Here is an 18,378-nt window from a genome sequence, read left to right as displayed (position 1 = left end):
CAGGACTTGGGTCATGGTTCTATCGTAACTTCCGCATTCCTCCCGACACTGACCCTACGGGTACAGTGCGGGGCTCCTGCGATTTCTAGCTGAGCCTCTTTGCCGCAAGATGAGGTTCAGGGCAAAGAGGGAAGTGATGGCCAACTACGACTGGATTCTGATCGGCGGTGGGATTACCGGGGCAGCCCTAAGCTATGAACTGGCCCGCCAGGGGGGATCCGTTCTGCTGATGGAGAAAGATGGAGTGCTGAACGGAGCAACCCGCTACAGCTACGGGGGCTTGGCCCATTGGGCGGGCAAAACGCCGCTGCTCAAAGCTCTGGGGGAAGAAGGGATCCAACGCTACCGCACCCTGTCAGAAGAGCTGGAGGCAGATATTCAATTTCGCGAGCTGGATCTGCTCATGCCCATTGCCCCCGGCTACGATGCAGAGGCCGTTGAGGCGGATCTGGCCGACTGTCGCATCCCACCCCGGCGGATTTCGGTGGCGGCAGCCTGCGAGCTGGAGCCGCTGCTGGATCCGGCCGCTCTGGAAGTAGTCCTCTGGGCTCGGCATGGCCACATCAACCCCTTGTTGACGGCGCTGGCCTTTCAAAAAGCCTTTCAACGATTGGGGGGATCCCTCTTGATCGCAACAGCAACGGCCCTGCGGCGGCAGGGAGCGCGCATCACGGGCGTAGAGTCCGGAGCCGACTGCTACGGAGCAGGCCAGGTGGTGGTGTGCGCCGGCGGCTGGACACGGGCTCTGTTGCGCCAAGCGGGAATCCGGGTGCCCATCTACTACACCCATGCCGAATCCCTGGAGCTGGAGCCCTCGGATTTGCAATTGAAAGCGTTGGTGATGAGCGTGCCCGTGCAACGCTTGGAACTGGAACGACAAGCCGCCCATCCCGATCGGGATCCCCTTTGGGACGAGCCAGGGCACGAGCTTTGCCCGCCGATTCTGGATGCCGGGATCCTGCAATTTGTAGATGGCAGCATTCGCATGGGCCAGATCAGCCGGGTATTGACGGATCCCCATGCCGAGGTGGATGCAGCCGCCAGCGAAGCCCAGATCCGGGCACAAGCCGGTCGCTACCTGCCCAAGTTGGCCCACCTGCCTGGACGGTGGTATCACTGCTTGGTGGCCTTCAGCGCTGATCACCAGCCTCTGGTGGGATCCCTGCCCGGCTGGGAAGGCTTACAACTGTTTTCCGGCTTCAGCAATCCCCTGCCCATCCTGCCCGCTTTGGCCCGTCGCTTCGCCCAACAAGCCTATGGACAAGCGGATGAATGGATCCCTGCTCTGTCGCCGGCGCGGTTTGCCCAGGTTTGGAGTTGATGCCTTGCCTATTCTCGATGACCATCGCCAACAAGTCTGGAATACGGCTATCCCGTCTGCAGCATAATGAAAGCCGGAAGTTCTCTGCGTCGGATCTATGCCCAACAGCTTGCCCAGCTCCGTCGATCTCAGCCAGAAGCGCATTTTGCTCACAGGGGGCAGCGGCTTTTTGGGCAAACATGTGCTGCAACAGTTGCAGGTGCTGGGGGTAAAGCCGGAGCAGGTGCGCATCCCGCGCTCCCGCACCCAGGATCTGCGCCGTTGGGAAGTCTGCCAAGAGGTGGTGCAAGGGCAAGATATCGTCATCCATTTGGCCGCCCACGTGGGTGGCATCGGCCTCAACCAAGCCAAGCCGGCAGAACTCTTCTACGACAACCTCATCATGGGATCCCAGCTCATCCACGCCGCCTACCTGGCCGGGGTGGAGAAGTTTGTCTGCGTGGGCACCATCTGCGCCTATCCCAAGTTCACCCCCGTTCCCTTCAAGGAAGAGGATCTCTGGAACGGCTACCCAGAGGAGACCAACGCCCCCTACGGCATCGCCAAGAAAGCCCTGCTGGTGCAGCTGCAGGCCTACCGGCAGCAGTACGGCTTCAACGGCATCTACCTCCTGCCGGTGAACCTCTACGGCCCCATGGACAACTTCGACCCCGAAAGCTCCCACGTCATCCCAGCCTTGATCCGCAAAGTGCACGAAGCGCAGCAACGGGGCCAAAACTACGTCGAAGTGTGGGGGGATGGCAGCCCCACCCGCGAGTTTTTCTACGCTGAAGATGCGGCCCGCGGCATTGTCATGGCCACCCAGCTTTACGACGGGGCGGATCCCTTGAACCTGGGCACCGGTGAAGAGATCTCCATCCGGGATCTGATTGCCCTCATCTGCGAGCTGATGGAGTTCCGGGGAGAGATCCGCTGGCAAACGGACAAGCCCAATGGCCAACCCCGCCGCTGTCTGGATGTCTCCAAGGCCCGAGAGAGGATGGGTTTTGTGGCCAAAGTCGGCTTGCGGGAAGGGCTGCAGCGCACCATCGACTGGTACCGCTGCCACGCCTGTGCTGGGCAAAGTTAGGCAACCCCTTGGCTCTCCAGCCGGCCATCCTCCATGTGCAGCACCCGATCTGCAATGTCCAGGATGCGGTTGTCGTGGGTCACCATCAGGATGGTGCAACCCTGCTCCCGCGCCAACTTCTCCATCAGGGTCACCACCTCGCGGCCCGACTTACTATCTAGGGCTGCCGTGGGCTCGTCCGCCAGCACCAGCTTGGGATGGCTAACCAAGGCGCGGGCAATGGCCACCCGCTGCTTTTGTCCGCCGGAAAGCTGTTCCGGGTAGTAGTGGACGCGATCCCCCAGGCCCACCGCCGCCAGCATTGCTTCCGCTCGCTGCTGGGCTTCCTGAGGAGAGAGGCCGTTGTGCAGCTCCAGGGCCATGCGCACGTTTTGGGCTGCCGTCAGGGATCGCAGCAGGTTATGGGCCTGGAAAATGTACCCGACCTGGCGGCGGATTTGAATGAGAGTACTGGGCTGAGCTCCCCGCAGCTCCTGTCCCAACACCCGCAAGCTGCCCTCCTGCACCGAGCGCAAGGCCCCCAGCAGCGTCAGCAGGGTGGTTTTGCCGGAGCCGGAAGGGCCAGTCAGCAGCACGATCTCCCCTGGCTGCAGGGCAAAGCTAATGTCGAAGAGAATCTGCTTGCGCAGGGATCCCTCGCCGAAATAGTGGTTTACACCTTCGGCTTTCACCACTGGCTCAACGGCATTCTGGGCAGAAGCAAGGGCAGCTTGATCGAGAAGAGGAGTCAGCATAGGAAACTCAAAATCTCAAAACTTTGCGTTGACAACTCATTGACCACTTAGGCCGTCATTTGGAGCGTTGAGATGAGACCATTTAGAAACCTTTGGCCGGAGAGCGTTGATGAGGATCCCAGAAGTTTTTAGACAGCCTAGCTCAAACCCTTCACCATCCATCCGATCCCCTTTGGCAGACTATTGACTTACCAACGCCCCGGCGCCCTGCCCACAGCCAAAACTCTAGAAAATGTCGGCAGGATCGGCTGCCCGCAGCCGTCGCACGGCAATCGCTCCTGAGATGAAACACATGCTCACCGCCAGCCCCAGCACCAGCACTGCCCGGTTGAAGGTCATGGCAATAGGCAGCAACGTGGCATTGGCCGTCAAATCGTAGAGCAAAACCGACAGGGCAAAGGCAGGAATGTACCCCAATCCGGCCAGCAGGAGCGCCTCCTGAAATACCACCCCCAGCAGGTAGGTATCGGTATAGCCCATGGCTTTGAGAGTGGCATATTCCGCCAGGTGATCCGACACATCGGTGTAGAGAATTTGATAGACAATCACAATGCCGACAATGAAGCCCATGCCCACCCCCAGGCCGAAAATAAAGCCAATGGCTGTGCCCTCTTCCCAGTAGGTTTGCTCCATGTCGATAAACTCTGCCCGTGAGAGCACCCGCACATCTTCCGGCAGCAAAGCTCGCATCTGCCGCACCAAGGGATCCGGATCCACCCCCGGCTGAAGCTGCACCACGCCGATATCCACCAGGCCACGCCCCCGCTGCGGAAAAATGCGCAGGAAATTGAGGTCGCTGGTGAGAATGGTGCCGTCGGCTCCAAAGGTGGCCCCCATCTCAAACAGGCCCCCCACCTGGACGCGGCGGTTTCCCACCTCAGTAACCACCTCTCGCCCGGACTCAAACCACTCTGGGATGGGGCCAAACTCGCTGCGGGAACGGCGGTCAAAAAGCACCACGTCCGCCTTTTTGATCTCTTCCAGCTTGTCCGGCGTCAGTTCCGGCAAGTCCAACAGATCAGCCGAGGGATCCACTCCTACCACAAAAATGCTGCGGGTACGGCGGGTCTCTGGGTTTTTCCAGAGGGCAAAGCCCACATAGACAGGCGAGATGGCCCGCACCCCCTCAAAGCCCAAAGCCTGATAGAGTCGCCGCTGGGAGAAGGTGTTCATGGCAATCAGGGCGTTGGACTGAGGGCTGACCAGGAAGATCTCTCCCTTCAGGGCCACGTGGAAGCGGATGGCACTTTCCAGCAGGCTGTCTTGGAAGCCCAACTGCATGAACATTAAGATGCAAGCAAAGGCAATGCCCGCCAGGGCCACCAGCAGGCGGATCTTCTCCCGCGTCAACTGCAGCCAGGCCAACGGGATCCGGCGCGCGATAAAAGCCACACTGAACAGGCTGTACATGGGCTGAGCCTACCCCTCGACATCGATGGCCACATTCACCTGCAGGTTGGTCAGGCCAGCCACGCGGGCGCTGCTCTCCGGATCCAGGCGGATATACACTTCCACCACACGGGCATCCACATCGGCAGCTGGGTCGGTGTTGAGCACATCTTTCTTGCCAATCTGCAGGCCCACCCGCTCCACTCGGCCCTGTAGGGTGGTTTCTGGCAGAGCGCGGTTGCTAATGGTGGCCTGCTGGCCTGGCCGAACCCGCAAGATGTCTGTTTCGTAGACCTCGGCCACCACCATCATTTGGTCAGTGTTGCCCAGCTCGAGAATGCCCTCGCCGGCGGGGATGACCTCTCCAGGGCGGGTGTGGATCTTGAGCACTTGTCCAGCACGGGGAGCGCGGATGAGGGTGCGCTCTAGGCGAGCTTCTGCCAGTTCCAGATTGCGGGCCAGGGATCCCAGTTGGACTTGGGCTTGGGCCAGACTCAGTCCCGCCTCGGCAGCTTGGACTTGGGCTTGGGCATTGAGCAGATCCCGCTCACGGGCCAGGCGCAGTTGGCTCAGGGTGGCTTCGGCAGCCCGCAAGTCCTCCTGTCGTTGCCGCACCAGCAGCCGGCGTTGATCCAGCTCTTGTTGCGAGATTGCTCCTTCCTGCCAGAGCTCCTGAAAGCGGGCCAGATTGGCCTCGGCATCGGCCAGTTCTGCCCGGATACGTTCCACCACCGCTTCCTGGGAGCGGATTTGCATCTGTTGCGGCTCGTCCAGACGGCTGAGGCGGGTGCGTGCCTCTTGGATTTGGGCCTGACTGAAACGGGTCTCGGCCTGAAACCGGGCGCGGGCCTCTTGAAGTTGGGCGGCAGCGTACTCTCGCTCCGCCAACCGCTCGGCGTAGCTTTCCAAGCGGGCCAGCACTTGGCCTGCCACCACGCGATCTCCCTCGGCCACCAGCAGCTCTCCCAGCCGTTCTCCGGGGGAACCGGCAATGCGCAGCACTTCCCCCTCCGGCTCCAGGCGACCCAAAGCACCAACTTGCGGAGGCAGCCGCGTTTCCACCGTTGCCTCTGCACTTCCCGATACCGACTGTGTGGCTCCCTGTTGGCTCAATCCCAGCCATGCCAGACCGGCACAACCAAGCAGCCCGACTCCTGCCAGCGACCAAAGCGCTCGTGGGTTCATGGCCTTTTACCCGCTGTGGCTTTGCAGACGACAAACGCCGCCTCTTTTTCTTAAATAAGTGTAAAGTTTTTGGGATGAAAATGTCCAGCTGTATTCTGTGTTGCTTGTGCTCACCGTATTTTCACCCCCTGTGGGTTCCCCAAGGTGCCGGCAGATCACAGCAACCGGTGGGGCGCAGCCTACCTAGCTCTGGGGATTCCTGATATGATGTGGCCTGTTCGAACCTGTTTGTAGTCAGCAGAACGCAGTCCTTTTTTTGGAGTGTGGCGGTTTTAGGAGTGGGGTGGAGTTGCGATGGTGGAGACACTTGGAGGAAGGGATCCCATCCCGCCGTTGCCGTTTCCGTCTCAGCCTCCGCCCCTGCATTTGGATCCCCTAGATCCCTTGCTTTCCACCTATCACTTTGTGGGCATTGGTGGAGTGGGGATGTCGGCCCTGGCCTATATCCTGGCTAAACAAGGGTTTCGCGTTTCCGGATCCGACATTGTCGCCAATGGCCGTACCCGCCGCCTGGAAGCTTTGGGGGTGCGCTTCTTTCAGGGCCACAGCTTGGAGGGGTTGGTCGGGGATCCGCAGGTGGTCTATTCCAGCGCCATTCGCCCCACCAATCCAGAATTGGCTGCTGCCCTGGGCAAAGGATTGACGGTTTGGCACCGGGCGGACTTGTTGGCGGCTCTGTTTAACCATCGCTCTGGCATTGGGGTGGCCGGCACTCACGGCAAAACCACCACCAGCAGCATGATCGGCTATGTGTTGCTCTCGGCGGGCTGGGATCCCACCTTGATTATCGGCGGGGAAGTGGATGCCTGGGATGGCAATGCCCGTCTGGGCCAGGGGGAGTATTGGGTGGCGGAGGTGGATGAGTCGGATGGATCCCTGGTGCGGCTCTATCCCAAGATTGGGGTGATCACCAACATTGAGCTGGATCACCCCGATCACTACGCCGATTTGGGGCAGGTGATCCGGGCTTTTCAACAGTATGGGCAGCAGAGCCAAACGCTGGTGGCCTGCCTGGACTGTCCCAACGTGGCGGCTCACCTGAGGGTGGATGTGGGCTACAGCCTGACCGGTCATCCCCAAGCCCAGTACCAAGCTCGCCAAATCCTCTACACTGCCAGTTTCACCTGCGCCGAGATTTGGGAAAGGGGATCCCTCCTCGGACAGCTTCGCCTACAGGTGCTGGGATCCCACAACCTCAGCAATGCCCTGGCGGCGGTTGCCGTGGGGCGACAGTTGGGCTTGGAGTTTGCGGTGATTGCCTCAGCTTTGGCGCAATTTCGGGGGGCGCATCGCCGCTTTGAGCACAAGGGGGAAGTGGGTGGAGTCACCTTTATCGACGACTATGCCCACCATCCCAGCGAGATTCGGGCCACCCTGCAGGCAGCACGGCTACAGCAGCGGCGGGTGGTGGCCGTGTTTCAGCCTCATCGCCACAGCCGTTTGGCTGCCTTGTTCCAGGATTTTGCCCGCTGCTTTGGGGAGGCGGACGTGGTGGTGATCGTGCCCACGTATGGGGCAGGAGAGCCGGCGCCTGAGGGTTCCGACAGCTTGCGCTTGGCCGTGGCGGTGGCGGAGCACCACCCCCATGTGCGCTATGTGTCGTCTTTGCCGCAATTGCCGGAGGTGTTGCCGTCCGTCCTGCAGCCTGGAGATCTCGCCGTTTTTTTGGGCGCAGGGGACCTAAATCAGCAGATAATCGCTACGATGCGGGCATATGCGGCTCAGGTGAGGGAACAGCCTGGGCAAGCCAAAAATCCAAACTTCAGCTGAAAAGATAGCTGCTTCTGAGGTATTGAATCATGACGACGGCTCCGGTGGTGCCTCAGCGGGACGGTTCCTGTGAGTCTGAGGCGGCAAGTCTTACCGCTGAAGACAGGCTTCTCCCCCGCGGGCCGGCGGCTCTGCTATCTGGACGAATTCAATCGGGGATCCCGTTGGCTCCTCTGACCACCTTTCGCGTGGGCGGCAAAGCGGAGTGGTATTGTGAGCCCCGTAGCCATCTGGAGCTGCAGCAGTGTTTGGCTTGGGCGCGAGCAGAAGGGATCCCCACGACGCTGTTAGGGGCAGGCAGCAATCTGCTCATCAGCGATGCCGGGTTGAAGGGGCTGGTGATCGGTACCCGCCGTCTGCGCGGGATGCAACTGTTGGCGGGGGGGAGAATGTGGGCCGCTGCCGGAGAGCCTTTGGTCAATCTGGCGCGGGCAGCCGCCAAGCAAGGCTGGAGCGGTTTGGAGTGGGCCATCGGGATCCCGGGCACGCTAGGGGGAGCCGTGGTGATGAATGCCGGTGCCCACGCTTGGGCCATGGCAGATGTGCTGGCGGAAGTACAGATTTTGGATGAGGAGCAGGAGCCCTACCGCCTAGAACCTGCCGATCTGCAATTTGGCTATCGCCGCTCTCGCCTGCAAGACTCACCCTGGACGGTGACAGGAGCGACGCTGCAGTTGATCCCAAGCAGGGATCCGTCCCAGGTGCAGTGGGAAACCCAGCGCTACCTCAACCAACGCCTAAGCTCTCAGCCCTATCATTTGCCCAGTTGTGGCAGCGTCTTTCGCAACCCCGAATCTCACCCTGCCGGCTGGCTAATCGAGCAGGTCGGCTTGAAGGGGTACCGCATCGGTGGGGCCCAAATTTCAGAGCGCCATGCCAACTTCATCCTCAATTGCCATCAGGCGAGTGCCAAGGACATTTACCGCTTGATTCGCTTGGCCCAGGAAAAGGTCTATCAACAATGGTCGGTGCTTTTGGAGCCGGAAGTGCGCATTCTGGGATCCTTTGAGGATTAGAGGAGCATTGGGCAGACAATTTGGACTGTTTTCTTTTGGTGATTTTGATGATTCTGCTCTTAAACTGTTCTTACCGCCTTTTGTAGATGTTCGCCTATCGGCTTATGAGTCAAGATGTAGCCACTTTACGTCGTTTAATTCGACGGCTCAATCAGTCCCACACCACTGCGGAAGAACGCCGCTATTTGGTGGAGATCGGCAGCTTGGCTGCTTTGCTCACCCCGGAAGAGGCTGCCGCTTTGGCCCAGGATCCCAAGCAACTCACCGCCGAGCAGCACTATCGCATTTGGGACTGGGTGCATCGCTGGGAACGGGAGCACCGCCACGAAGATCTGGACTGGGATCCCTCTCTAGACCGACACAACGACTAGAACTCGAAAGAATCCCGTCCCGCTATCACGAACAAATCCCGGCCAGAGTCTAAGACAAAAGCCATCTCCAAGTCTCATTTTTGAACAGGATCCACACCCCCAAACCCACCAGAATCCAGGGCACCCAGTGTTCTGTCCGTTCCGTTAAAACCTTCGCCACTGCAGGCTGCATCGTCAGTTTTTGAGCCATTGCAAACCACAATCCCTTCATCAGAAAAAAGATCGTGGAAAAAAGGGCCAACTGGAGAGGGGTGCTGCCGGCAAACAAAGGAACGTACAGGCTGACATTATCTCCGCCGTTGGCAAAGGTGAAGAGCATGGACATCAGAACTGGCGAGGGCAAAAGGATCGGCCAAGCCTTTTGGGTTGGGCGCTCTCGCAACTCTTCCAACTCTTTTTCCAAGGTTTCTTCAGGTTCAGGTTGCCACAATTTCCAACCGCCTACCGCAATCGGGATCACCCCCAGCAGCCCAATCGCAGGTGGCGGCAACAGCAGGCCCCCCAGGTATCCCAGAGAGCTGAGCAGGATCAACCCTGCCAAGCCCAAGTAGCCCCCCAGCCAAATGTGCCAGCCCTTCCACAGGGGTTGCAGCTGCGCCTGGGCAAACAACAGAACCAGCAAGAAAAAGTCGTCGATATGGGTGGCAACAAAAGCGAGGATCCCTTCGACTAAAGTTGCCCAGAAAATTGCCAGCGGCATAGGGTTAAGAAATGGGGAAGATGGCGCTGATATCGACGAGGTGAAACTGAAGCAGCCCAACAATTGCCGAAGTATAGGCGGTAGAAGAAGCCAGCCCAATCAAGAGATCGCGTTTCATATTGCGGGGTTTCTCGCCTTTCTCGACGACATCCGTAGCGCCAAACTGCATCATGAGAATGCCTATCAAGTTGGAGAGCCAGTACCCCACGAGGGTTCCGCCCAAAAACCACTGTGGCTGCCACAGGCTACACAGGTAGCCCAACCCATAGGCAATCGGCAGGTTGAAAAACAAGTCATTCCACCAGGAAAGGGGAGACAGCATAAACCCCAAAATCAGTAAAATGCCACCTCGGAGCTTCTTCCCCATAGGTCTTGCTCTCCAGCGTTACGTCCTCACAATCTTAGCTTCACATTGCTTTATGAAAACCCAAAAACAATGTCTGGCTCTCCACCTGGGAGTGTGGCACGGCCTCTTCTCCAACTATCGACCCACCGCCGGCGGCTGGGAGCTGGGGGGCCAAAAGCGCAGCCTCATCACCTTTGAGGCCTTGGCTCCATCCTCTTCTTCAGGAAGTCCGGCGGCAGGGAGCGCGATCCGCCAAACCAACGCCTACTACCCCCTACAGGGATCCCCCACTCCCGAAAGCTCCCAGAGCTGGGTCTACCAGGATTTCTCGCCGGGATTGCGCTTTTTCCCCGATGGATCTTTTTCCAATGGGCGGCTGCAGCTGGCGCCGTTTAGTGATTTTGCCGTCGAGCAGGGCTTTCTCTGGGGGGATCGCAAGGCGCGGCTGGTGCAACAGTGGGATGCCCAAGGTCGTCTGGTAGAGGTAACCGCGATCCTGGAGCGGCGCGGCCAAGCTTTGGATCCCGTTGCAGACTGTGCACCCCTGAGCAAAGAGCGACTGAGAGCCTGCCTCCAGGGGAGATGGCGGGGGATCGCCCAGAGCTTTGCGGTTGCCGAGGGCCGGTTTGCCGAAACCGAGGTGGACTGCTCGGGGGCAGAGTGGTTGAGCAACTGGGATCCCTTGCCGGGAGGGCTGTGGATTGGCGGGCCGGATCCCTTGCCCATCCCCACTGCCCAGCGGGATCGCAGCTTTTCGGTGAGCCTGAGCTGGTTTCCGCAGCCGGAAGACTGCCATTGTCTCTTGCGTTTGATCCGGGACTACGATGCCCGCGGTGCTTGGCAAGGGGTTACGCTGATCCGGGCGCAGAAGGATCCCGTTTGAGAAAGGCGCAAACCTGGGCAAACACCGTTTCCCGCTCGCAGTCCAAAGTGAGGATGTGGTCGGAGTGCTCCAGCCAATGCAAGATCTTCTCCTCGGATCCCAGCTCTTGATAGAGCCACGCTGCCTGTTCAGGATCCACTACTGTATCTTGGCGAGATTGCAGGATCAGAGTGGGAACCCGGATGCCGGCCACCTCTCCCTTGACCCGCTCGATCAGCTCCAGAGCGCTGCGCACCGCCGACAGATTAAAGCTGCGGAAATAGGCCGTTCTTTCTGCCAAGGCTCGAGCGTCCCCATCCCGAATCGGCAAGCTGAGGCGGGGCACCTCCTTCAATAGCCAACCCAGGCTGTTCAGGTACTGCTCAGGGCGAAAAAGATAGTACCAGCGGTGGCGAATGGCGAAAAATGGCGCCAGCAGCACCAATTTATGGATGGGATGGGCAAAAGCCAGGTGCAAAGCCAGCAGACAGCCGGTGGAAAAGCCCACCAAGGAAACGCGGGGATACTCCTGCTGCAAAGCCAGATAATGCTCCAAAGCCCGCCCGTACCACTCCGTCCAGCGGGAAGGGGGCATGTGGGCAGACCGGCGGTCGTGTAAGCGATGCGGAGCACTGTCATGGCCGGGATAGTTAAATCCCTGCACCGTCAGGCCAGCCGCCAACAGCCGCTCTGCCAGCCATTGCAACTCGTAAACACCGCCCCCCAATCCATGTAGCAGCAGACAGGCGTGTTCCCCTGCTCCTCGCCACAAAAAGGGTTCGTTACTCAACATAAAAAAATAAAACTCCGTTCCACTTCGCGACGGGATCCCTTGCTAGCCCAAGGTGATATCCAGCAACATCATCACCACAAACCCACTGATGACCCCAAAGGTGCCCTCCCGCTCCAACCCCTGCCGGTGCGACTCAGGGATGATCTCATCGGAAATGACAAACAACATCGCCCCCGCCGCAAAAGCCATGCCCCAGGGTAGTAGGGGCTGCGCCAGAGAGACCACCGTTGCTCCCAGGATCCCGCCGATGGGCTCCACCAGTCCGGTCAGCAGGGCGATGCCAAAAGCGAACAGCCGCGAGTACCCCTGGCCCACCAGTGACAAAGCCACCACCAGCCCTTCTGGCATGTTCTGCAAGCCGATCCCCAGCGCCAGCGCCAACCCATCGCCGACTTGGCCGGTAGCGAAACCCACTCCCACCGCCAGTCCTTCCGGGAAATTGTGCAGGGCGATGGCAATGATGAACAGCCAAATCCGCTTTAAATGGGCGCGGTTCTCCCCTTCCACCCCTTTGAAAAAGTGCTCGTGGGGAAAAAAGCGGTGGGCACTCTCCAGGAAGATTGCCCCTAGCAGCAGGCCCGCCGCCATCACCACCGCCGCCCCAAATGGGGAATACCCCAGCGCTATGGCTGCCTCGGTGCCCGGCACCACCAGCGAAAAAGAGGTGGCCGCCAACATCACCCCACCCCCAAATCCCAGCAGGATCCCTTGTACCCTTTCCGAGAGCGAGGGGAGAAACAGAGCGGGCAAGGCCCCTAACCCGGTTGCCAACCCGGCGATCAAGCTGGCCAGGGATCCCATCCCAATTGGATGCACAAGCCAATCTCCACAAAGGCCGAATGCTTTTCAATTCTCCTCCCTTTCCAACGTTGTGTGAACATTGCTGGCCCAAGCGGCATACGCGAGGTTCTAAAAATTAGCTTCTGTTGCCAGATTTTGTGCTTACAAGCAAGGTACCTAAGAGCAATTCTGAAGGAGCTATTCCCTAGTTGGAGTTTGCCAGCTAAGCCAAGGTTTATTACAATATTATTACAATAATTGTAAATTGCCTCGGCGCAGAAGCGTCCTGAACAGCAATTGGACTGGAGTACACTGCAGCAAGACAGGTCGATAAAAACTAAAGTCAAGTCCGATAGTGATGAGGAGTGAGAGAGCGATGAAGAAAAAAGCAGTTACAACTCTTGTGGCCTTGAGTCTAGGAGCGGCCTGTCTGGGGCTGACCGGCTGCGGTGGAGGCGGAAGCGGTGGGACGACAGTGCCTACACCTACACCGACTCCAACTCCAACGCCTACGCCGACTCCAACGCCTACGCCGACTCCGACACCCACGCCGGGTGCCCCGACTTTTACCAAGGCATTTAGCCCCACCTCGGTAGCTGCCGGCCCTACTGCCAAAACAACTCTGACCTACACGATCACCAACACAGCCGCTCTGCCGCTGACGGGTCTAGCCTTTTCCGATCCCCTGCCTGCCGGCTTGATCGTTGCCACTCCCAACAACCTCAACAACGGCTGTGGCGGGACGCTGGCAGCTGCACCAGGAGCAACTTCCATCTTGCTGGTCAACGGCTCATTGGCAGCCAACGCTAGCTGCACCATCAGCCTGGATCTTCAGGTTACAGCCACGACAGCGGGATCCCTGACCAGCCCCGCGGTAACCCTGAGCAGCAACCAAGCGCCTAATGCCACCGCTGCTGCTATCAACCTAACGGTAACGGTGCCAGCTCCCACCTTTACCATGGCCTTTTCTCCCAACCCGCTTGGCCCAATCCCACCTCCCTATATCGGGAATGGAACTCTGACGTTTACCATCACCAACACCGCAGCCATTCCATTGACGGGCTTGGCCTTTAACCACACCTTGCCGGTAGTGCCGCCTTTAACCGTAGCGCCTGCTCCACCACCACCTCCTCCTCCTTTTACTCCTTCCTGTGGTGGAGCTAACCTCATGACCATGGTGGGTGGGAACACCATTCAATTCACCGGAGGACCAGTAGCCCCAGGACAAACTTGCGTAGTGACCATCTTTGTCCAAACGGCACCTCTGGGCCAACCCGGCGCCTACACCTACCCCAACTCCTCGGTGACGTTGACCAGCGCTGAGGCTGCCCCTGTTACAGCGGGGCCGGTAACCTGGACGGTTACCCGGTAACCTGGACGGTTGTGGTGAATTAGTCCTTCAAAAGCAGCTCGGCAATTTGAACGGCGTTGAGGGCCGCACCTTTGCGGATTTGATCCCCGCACAGCCACAGCTCCAGGGCCTTGGGCTCGGAGATGTCCTGGCGGATGCGGCCCACCGCCACCGCGTCCTTGCCGGCCACGTCGATGGGCATGGGAAAGCGGTTCTGCTGCCAATCTTCAATGAGCACCACCCCAGGGGCCTGGGCCAGGATTTGCCGGGCTTTTTCCACAGGGAAGGGCTGTTCAAACTCTAGATTGAGGGCCTCGGCGTGGGTACGCAGCACCGGCACCCGCACACAGGTAGCTGTCAGCCGCAGGTTGGGGGATCCCATAATCTTGCGGGATTCGTTGACCATTTTCATCTCTTCCTGGCAGTAGCCGTTCTCTTGCAGGGGGCTGTTGTGGAGGAAGAGGTTGGAGGCAATAGGGTAAGGGAACACCTGGGGCTGCAACGGCTGCCCCTGGAGGTAGGCGCGGGTTTGCTCCTCTAGCTCCACCATGGCGCGGGCCCCGGCCCCACTGGCCGATTGATAGGTGGCGGCCACCACGCGGCGCAGGGGGATGTGGCGATGCAGGGGGTAGATGGCCACGCACATTAGGATGGTGGTGCAGTTGGGATTAGCAATGATCCCTTGGTGACGGAAGGCTTCCTGGGGGTTGACCTCCGGCACCACTAGCGGAACATTGGGATCCAGGCGAAAGGCGCTGGAGTTGTCAATCAGCACCGCCCCCGCATCCACAATGGTTTTGGCCCAGGTTTTGGAAACACTTGCTCCGGCAGAGGCCAGCACCAGATCCATGCCTCGAAAGGCCGCTTCTGAAACCGGCTCAACCGGGATCCGTTCCCCCTTGAAGGTTAGATAAGTGCCTGCAGAGCGGGGAGAGGCCAAAAGCTTTAGGTCGGCTACAGGAAAGTTGCGCTCTTCCAGCAGCATCAGCAGCTCTGCCCCTACTGCCCCTGTTGCTCCCAAAATGGCTACCCGTTGTTGCCGTGCCATGCTTTGCCATCCTCAAGTCCCCTCATTTTAAGGCTCAAGACGCCCCTAAAGCTGGGAGGGTAATGGATTCTACAGCCGCCTGAATGTCTGCCAATTCCACCTGGTCGGTCAGCTCGGCCTGGCCGATGCGGCGGGGCAGAACGAAGCGAACCCGCCCCTGTTTGACTTTCTTGTCGGCCTGCATTGCCTGCAGCACTGCCTCCCAAGGGATCCCGGCCGGCCACCGGCTGGGCAGTCCTGCTTTCTCGATCAGGCGTCGTTGCCGCTCCGCCTCGGCGGCGCTCCACCAACCCAGGCGGCGGGCGATCTCCCCGGCAGCTACCATGCCGATGGCGACAGCTTCTCCGTGCAGATAGCGGCGGTAGCCGGTGGCAGCTTCTAGGGCATGGCCGAGGGTATGGCCGTAGTTCAAGATGGCCCGCAGGCCCGCTTCTTTTTCGTCCTGCTGCACTACCCAGGCTTTGCACTCGGCACAGCGGCGCAGCAGGTAGTGCAAGTCTGCGGGAGTAAAGTCGGTATAGCGGCTCAGTTGGGGTCGATCTTCCAAAAACTCAAATAGGTCGGCAGCCTGAATCACGCCGTATTTGATCACCTCTGCCAAAGCCGAAGTAAACTCCCGTGGGGGCAGAGTTTTCAGCACCGTCGGGTCAATCCACACCAGGCGCGGCTGATAAAACGCCCCAATGAGGTTTTTCCCGCCAGGATGGTTGACACCGGTCTTGCCACCAATGGCCGCATCCACCATCGCCAAGAGGGAGGTGGGCACTTGCACAAAAGGGATCCCGCGCAGCCAGGTGGCGGCGGCAAACCCCACTATGTCGCCAATGACCCCCCCTCCTAGAGCCACCAAGGTGGAGGAGCGCTCCAGGCCAAAGGCTAGGGCGGCGTCGTAGATCTTGGCCACCGAGCGCAGGGTTTTGTAGCGTTCGCCGGCAGGCAATAGGCAGAGGTGGGCGGCAAACCCCGCTTGTTGCAGCCCCTGCAGCAACTTCTCGGCAAAGTGTTTGGCAATGCCGGGATGGCTCACCACCAGAGCCTTGCTGGAAAGCCCTCTAGCTCGCATTTGGGATCCCAGCTGGATGAGGCTGTGGCCAGGGGGGCCTTCGGCAGACTGGAGGAGAATATCGTAGGAGCTGTGGGGAAGCTTGACAGGGATCAGATAGGGATCCATGCGTGTCGGTCCTGGGGGGCGGGATCCAGTGTGGCATGTTCTGCTCCCGTCTGCCTGCTGCAGGCATTGTCCTTGGGAGTTTGAAAGCCCAGGGGATCCTGCTAGGGGTTGGGGTCAACTGGCTGCGGCTCCGACTGGGGAGTGAGGGTTTCCAAATCCGGCAGAGCTGTTCCCGCCGGCGAGGCCGAGTCTTCCTGGGCCAAGTCCTGCAGGGCGGCTTGGGCCGGCTGAAATTGCGGATCCAGCTCCAGACAGCGCTGCAAGCTGGCCTGGGCGGCTGCTCGCTGGCCGGCCCGCAGTTGAATCAGCCCCAGGGTATGCCAAAAGGCGGGCCGCTGGGGATCCAGGTGCGTGGCCTGTTGGGCGTCTGCCAGGGCAGGTTCCAGCTTCCCCAATTTCAAGGCTTCCCAGGCGCGGTTGTTGAGGGCCACAGCATCTTCTGGGGTGAGCTGCAAAACCCGCGAGTAGGCTTGCACAGCTTGTTCGGGATCCCTCAGCTCGCCGTAGATCAACCCCAGGGCAAACCAGCCCCAGGGATCCCGTTCGTTGAGGTGGATCATCTGCTGGCAGGCGGCACGGGCTTCTTCCAGCCGGCCCAGGCGCCGCAGGCCGGTGATCTGGCCAAACCAGCAGGCAGAACTGCCGGGACGCTGCTGCACCAAGCGCTGGAAATGCCGTAGGCTGGCCTCATATTGCCCCAGCTCCTGCTGAGCTACCGCCAAGGCATAGCGGGCTGGAAAGTGCTCCGGCTTGATCTTGAGGGCTTCCTCGAAGTGGATACAGGCTTCTTTCAGGTAGCCCAATTTCTGGAAGGCCACACCGCGGGCGTACCAGCTTTTGTAGTTGTCGGCATCGTAGCGCAGGGCGCGTTCTAGGGCCTTGCTGGCCAGCCGATACTGCCCCAAGCGCAGCAGGGCCACCCCCAAGTTGTGCAGGGTGATGGGATCCCGGCGGCGCAGCCGCAGCGAGCGCTTGTAACATTCAACAGCCGAGCGCAGCCGGTGGCAGTGGAAGAGGGCATTGCCTTGGTAACGCCAAACCCGCCCGCTTTTGGGGTTGAGCTTCAAGACCCGGGCAAAACTGGCCGCTGCCGAGCTGGGCCGCCGCAGCCGCCGCAGCACGATCCCACGGGCCAGCCAGGTGCGGGGCTGTTTGGGGTTGTAGCGCAGCGCCTTGTTCAGGCTGTTCAGGGCCAGCTTCGACCGCTTCAGTTGCAGCAGGCGGATGCCGCGATTGTGCCAGGCCAGAGCATCTTCCGGGTTGCTCTCCAGCACCTTGTCGTAGTTAACCACCGCCGACTTGTACTGCCCCAGGCGCCCCAGAATCAGGGCCAGGCGCAGCCGGGTTTCTTCGTCGTAGGGGTTGATGCTCAGGGATCCGTTGTAGCTGTCCACCGCCTCGCGGTAGCGGGCCAGCTGCACCAGCACATCCCCACGGCGGCTCCAAGCCAGGGCGAAGTTGGGATCCATGTTCAGAGCCCGGTCGTAGGCGGCCAGGGCTTCCGTCAGGTTGCCGCGGCGACGCCAGTCTTCCCCCCGCTCGAATTGGATGTCGGCACTGTTCCACTGAAACAGCCGCTGAATGAACTGCAAAATGGCGATCTGACGCGCTCCTTCTTCTGGCGTGGCGGAGGGGGTTTCGCCTGTGGCAATGCGCAGGATGGCCATCTGGATGGCCCGCAAAAAGGCCTGAAATCCCTGCACCTCTTCATCTTCCAGGGACTCTTTCCCCTCACGGCGGCGGTATTGCAGCCGGAACCGCTGCAGATCCCCGGGGGCAGGGAAGCTGGGATCCAAAAAGTGCATTAGCTCCAAGGCGCGGTACTCAAACAGCACCGGATCCTCTTCTGAGCCAGTAAAATCCAGCAGGGGCGCCTCTTCCAGGGGGCGGGGTAGCTCAGTGGGGGTGTGCAGCAGCGTCAGCAGGCGCTGGTTTTGTCGTGCCGGGGCATGGGGAAACCCGCTGTACAGCTCATCCCTTGGCCAGGGATCGGCAACAAACTCTGGAGAGGCCACCACTCCCACCCAACGGCATTGTTCGATGGCCAGTTGCAGCTCCAGCTTGCGGTTGTCCCCCGGCTGCAGCATCCAGCGGTCAAACCAGACTTTGAAACCCTCGCGATCCAGCCGCTCCGCCAGTTGACGCGCCCACCGGGCTTGCTCTCGGTGGTAGCGCAAGAAAAGGTCGAACTTGTAATGCTCTGAAGACATGAACGCCCGCTCGCTGCTCTTCTCCAGCTTATCTTTGCGTTATCGCCACGCGACGCTTTCACAAACGCAAACGCATTTGCTCCCCATCGGGTCTGGGGCAAGGAGCAAACGTAAACTACCCGACTCCGACCGCTAAGCGGTACGGAGCGGGCTTTCAGTAGCCCTGGGCCTGCTCTGCTCTACCAGAGAACAAAACAAGCCCGGACCTCTAGGCTGGTTTACGACAGCCCCCAAGAGCGCAATCACATTCGCACCATTCAAA

The 18,378-nt window shown here is 60.0% G+C and carries 17 protein-coding genes and 1 pseudogene; 7 read left to right on the top strand and 11 right to left on the bottom strand.

Going from position 1 to position 18,378, the window contains the following annotated elements; translation table 11 throughout:
* The first annotated feature begins 136 nt into the window (after positions 1-136).
* Both ACVWXW_RS13735 and ACVWXW_RS13730 read left to right on the top strand, forming a co-directional pair.
* Entirely contained in the window at positions 137-1,321 is a 1,185-nt protein-coding gene (locus ACVWXW_RS13735) for an NAD(P)/FAD-dependent oxidoreductase (protein WP_457394741.1), read from the top strand.
* A 97-nt stretch (positions 1,322-1,418) separates the two neighbouring features.
* Positions 1,419-2,390 (top strand): GDP-L-fucose synthase family protein, encoded by a 972-nt coding sequence (locus ACVWXW_RS13730; RefSeq protein WP_457394744.1) that lies wholly within the window; start codon positions 1,419-1,421, stop codon positions 2,388-2,390.
* Here the strand turns inward: ACVWXW_RS13730 and ACVWXW_RS13725 are convergent.
* The 3 genes from ACVWXW_RS13725 to ACVWXW_RS13715 form a co-directional block, all read right to left on the bottom strand.
* Positions 2,387-3,124, bottom strand: a complete 738-nt coding sequence (locus ACVWXW_RS13725; protein WP_414383324.1) for a DevA family ABC transporter ATP-binding protein — start codon at positions 3,122-3,124, stop codon at positions 2,387-2,389. The genes ACVWXW_RS13730 and ACVWXW_RS13725 overlap by 4 nt on opposite strands.
* Before the next feature lie 225 nt (positions 3,125-3,349).
* Positions 3,350-4,534: an ABC transporter permease DevC gene (devC, locus tag ACVWXW_RS13720; protein ID WP_457384302.1), complete on the bottom strand. Its 1,185-nt coding sequence runs from the start codon at positions 4,532-4,534 to the stop codon at positions 3,350-3,352.
* 9 nt (positions 4,535-4,543) lie between these two features.
* Positions 4,544-5,698, bottom strand: coding sequence for an ABC exporter membrane fusion protein (locus tag ACVWXW_RS13715; RefSeq protein ID WP_457404259.1), 1,155 nt, complete (start codon positions 5,696-5,698; stop codon positions 4,544-4,546).
* A gap of 294 nt (positions 5,699-5,992) precedes the next feature.
* Between ACVWXW_RS13715 and murC the strand changes: the two genes are divergently transcribed.
* The 3 genes from murC (at position 5,993) to ACVWXW_RS13700 (ending at position 8,855) form a co-directional block, all read left to right on the top strand.
* Entirely contained in the window at positions 5,993-7,468 is a 1,476-nt protein-coding gene (gene murC / locus ACVWXW_RS13710) for a UDP-N-acetylmuramate--L-alanine ligase (protein WP_457404258.1), read from the top strand.
* Between the two features lie 29 nt (positions 7,469-7,497).
* The gene (gene murB / locus ACVWXW_RS13705; protein ID WP_457404256.1) at positions 7,498-8,484 is read left to right on the top strand and encodes a UDP-N-acetylmuramate dehydrogenase; all 987 of its coding nucleotides are present in this window, start codon (positions 7,498-7,500) and stop codon (positions 8,482-8,484) included.
* Positions 8,485-8,588: 104 nt separating this feature from the next.
* Positions 8,589-8,855: a hypothetical protein gene (locus tag ACVWXW_RS13700; protein WP_041436475.1), complete on the top strand. Its 267-nt coding sequence runs from the start codon at positions 8,589-8,591 to the stop codon at positions 8,853-8,855.
* 49 nt (positions 8,856-8,904) lie between these two features.
* Here the strand turns inward: ACVWXW_RS13700 and ACVWXW_RS13695 are convergent, their stop codons facing one another.
* Together ACVWXW_RS13695 and ACVWXW_RS13690 are read right to left on the bottom strand one after the other, a co-directional pair.
* Positions 8,905-9,555, bottom strand: coding sequence for a cadmium resistance transporter (locus ACVWXW_RS13695; RefSeq protein WP_457404254.1), 651 nt, complete (start codon positions 9,553-9,555; stop codon positions 8,905-8,907).
* A 4-nt stretch (positions 9,556-9,559) separates the two neighbouring features.
* On the bottom strand, positions 9,560-9,922 hold the full coding sequence (locus ACVWXW_RS13690; protein WP_457404252.1) for a hypothetical protein: 363 nt from the start codon (positions 9,920-9,922) through the stop codon (positions 9,560-9,562).
* 52 nt (positions 9,923-9,974) lie between these two features.
* Between ACVWXW_RS13690 and ACVWXW_RS13685 the strand changes: the two genes are divergently transcribed.
* Positions 9,975-10,784 carry a DUF3598 family protein gene (locus tag ACVWXW_RS13685; protein WP_457404251.1) on the top strand — a complete coding sequence of 270 codons (810 nt, stop codon included), beginning with the start codon at positions 9,975-9,977 and terminating at the stop codon, positions 10,782-10,784.
* Here ACVWXW_RS13685 and ACVWXW_RS13680 read toward each other — a convergent pair.
* Together ACVWXW_RS13680 and ACVWXW_RS13675 are read right to left on the bottom strand one after the other, a co-directional pair.
* Positions 10,750-11,556: an alpha/beta hydrolase gene (locus ACVWXW_RS13680; RefSeq protein ID WP_457404249.1), complete on the bottom strand. Its 807-nt coding sequence runs from the start codon at positions 11,554-11,556 to the stop codon at positions 10,750-10,752. The genes ACVWXW_RS13685 and ACVWXW_RS13680 overlap by 35 nt on opposite strands.
* A 42-nt stretch (positions 11,557-11,598) precedes the next feature.
* Positions 11,599-12,372 carry a ZIP family metal transporter gene (locus ACVWXW_RS13675; protein ID WP_457404248.1) on the bottom strand — a complete coding sequence of 258 codons (774 nt, stop codon included), beginning with the start codon at positions 12,370-12,372 and terminating at the stop codon, positions 11,599-11,601.
* A gap of 340 nt (positions 12,373-12,712) precedes the next feature.
* Between ACVWXW_RS13675 and ACVWXW_RS13670 the strand changes: the two genes are divergently transcribed.
* Complete coding sequence (locus ACVWXW_RS13670) at positions 12,713-13,708, top strand: DUF7933 domain-containing protein (RefSeq protein WP_457404247.1); 996 nt, start codon at positions 12,713-12,715, stop codon at positions 13,706-13,708.
* Between the two features lie 19 nt (positions 13,709-13,727).
* On the opposite strand, the gene ACVWXW_RS13665 is transcribed toward ACVWXW_RS13670, so the two are convergent.
* The 4 genes and pseudogenes from ACVWXW_RS13665 to ACVWXW_RS13650 form a co-directional block, all read right to left on the bottom strand.
* Entirely contained in the window at positions 13,728-14,735 is a 1,008-nt protein-coding gene (locus tag ACVWXW_RS13665) for an aspartate-semialdehyde dehydrogenase (protein ID WP_457404245.1), read from the bottom strand.
* Positions 14,736-14,769: 34 nt separating this feature from the next.
* Positions 14,770-15,906 (bottom strand): 3-dehydroquinate synthase, encoded by a 1,137-nt coding sequence (aroB, locus tag ACVWXW_RS13660; protein ID WP_457404243.1) that lies wholly within the window; start codon positions 15,904-15,906, stop codon positions 14,770-14,772.
* Between the two features lie 101 nt (positions 15,907-16,007).
* Entirely contained in the window at positions 16,008-18,116 is a 2,109-nt protein-coding gene (locus ACVWXW_RS13655; RefSeq protein ID WP_457404241.1) for a tetratricopeptide repeat protein, read from the bottom strand.
* Between the two features lie 132 nt (positions 18,117-18,248).
* Positions 18,249-18,378 (bottom strand): annotated as a pseudogene (locus tag ACVWXW_RS13650) (RNA-guided endonuclease TnpB family protein); the annotation flags it as partial.

The organism is Thermostichus sp. MS-CIW-30 (assembly GCF_054058015.1).
Note: the sequence above shows the minus strand (reverse complement) of the source record. Positions and strands in the feature narration are given on the sequence as shown.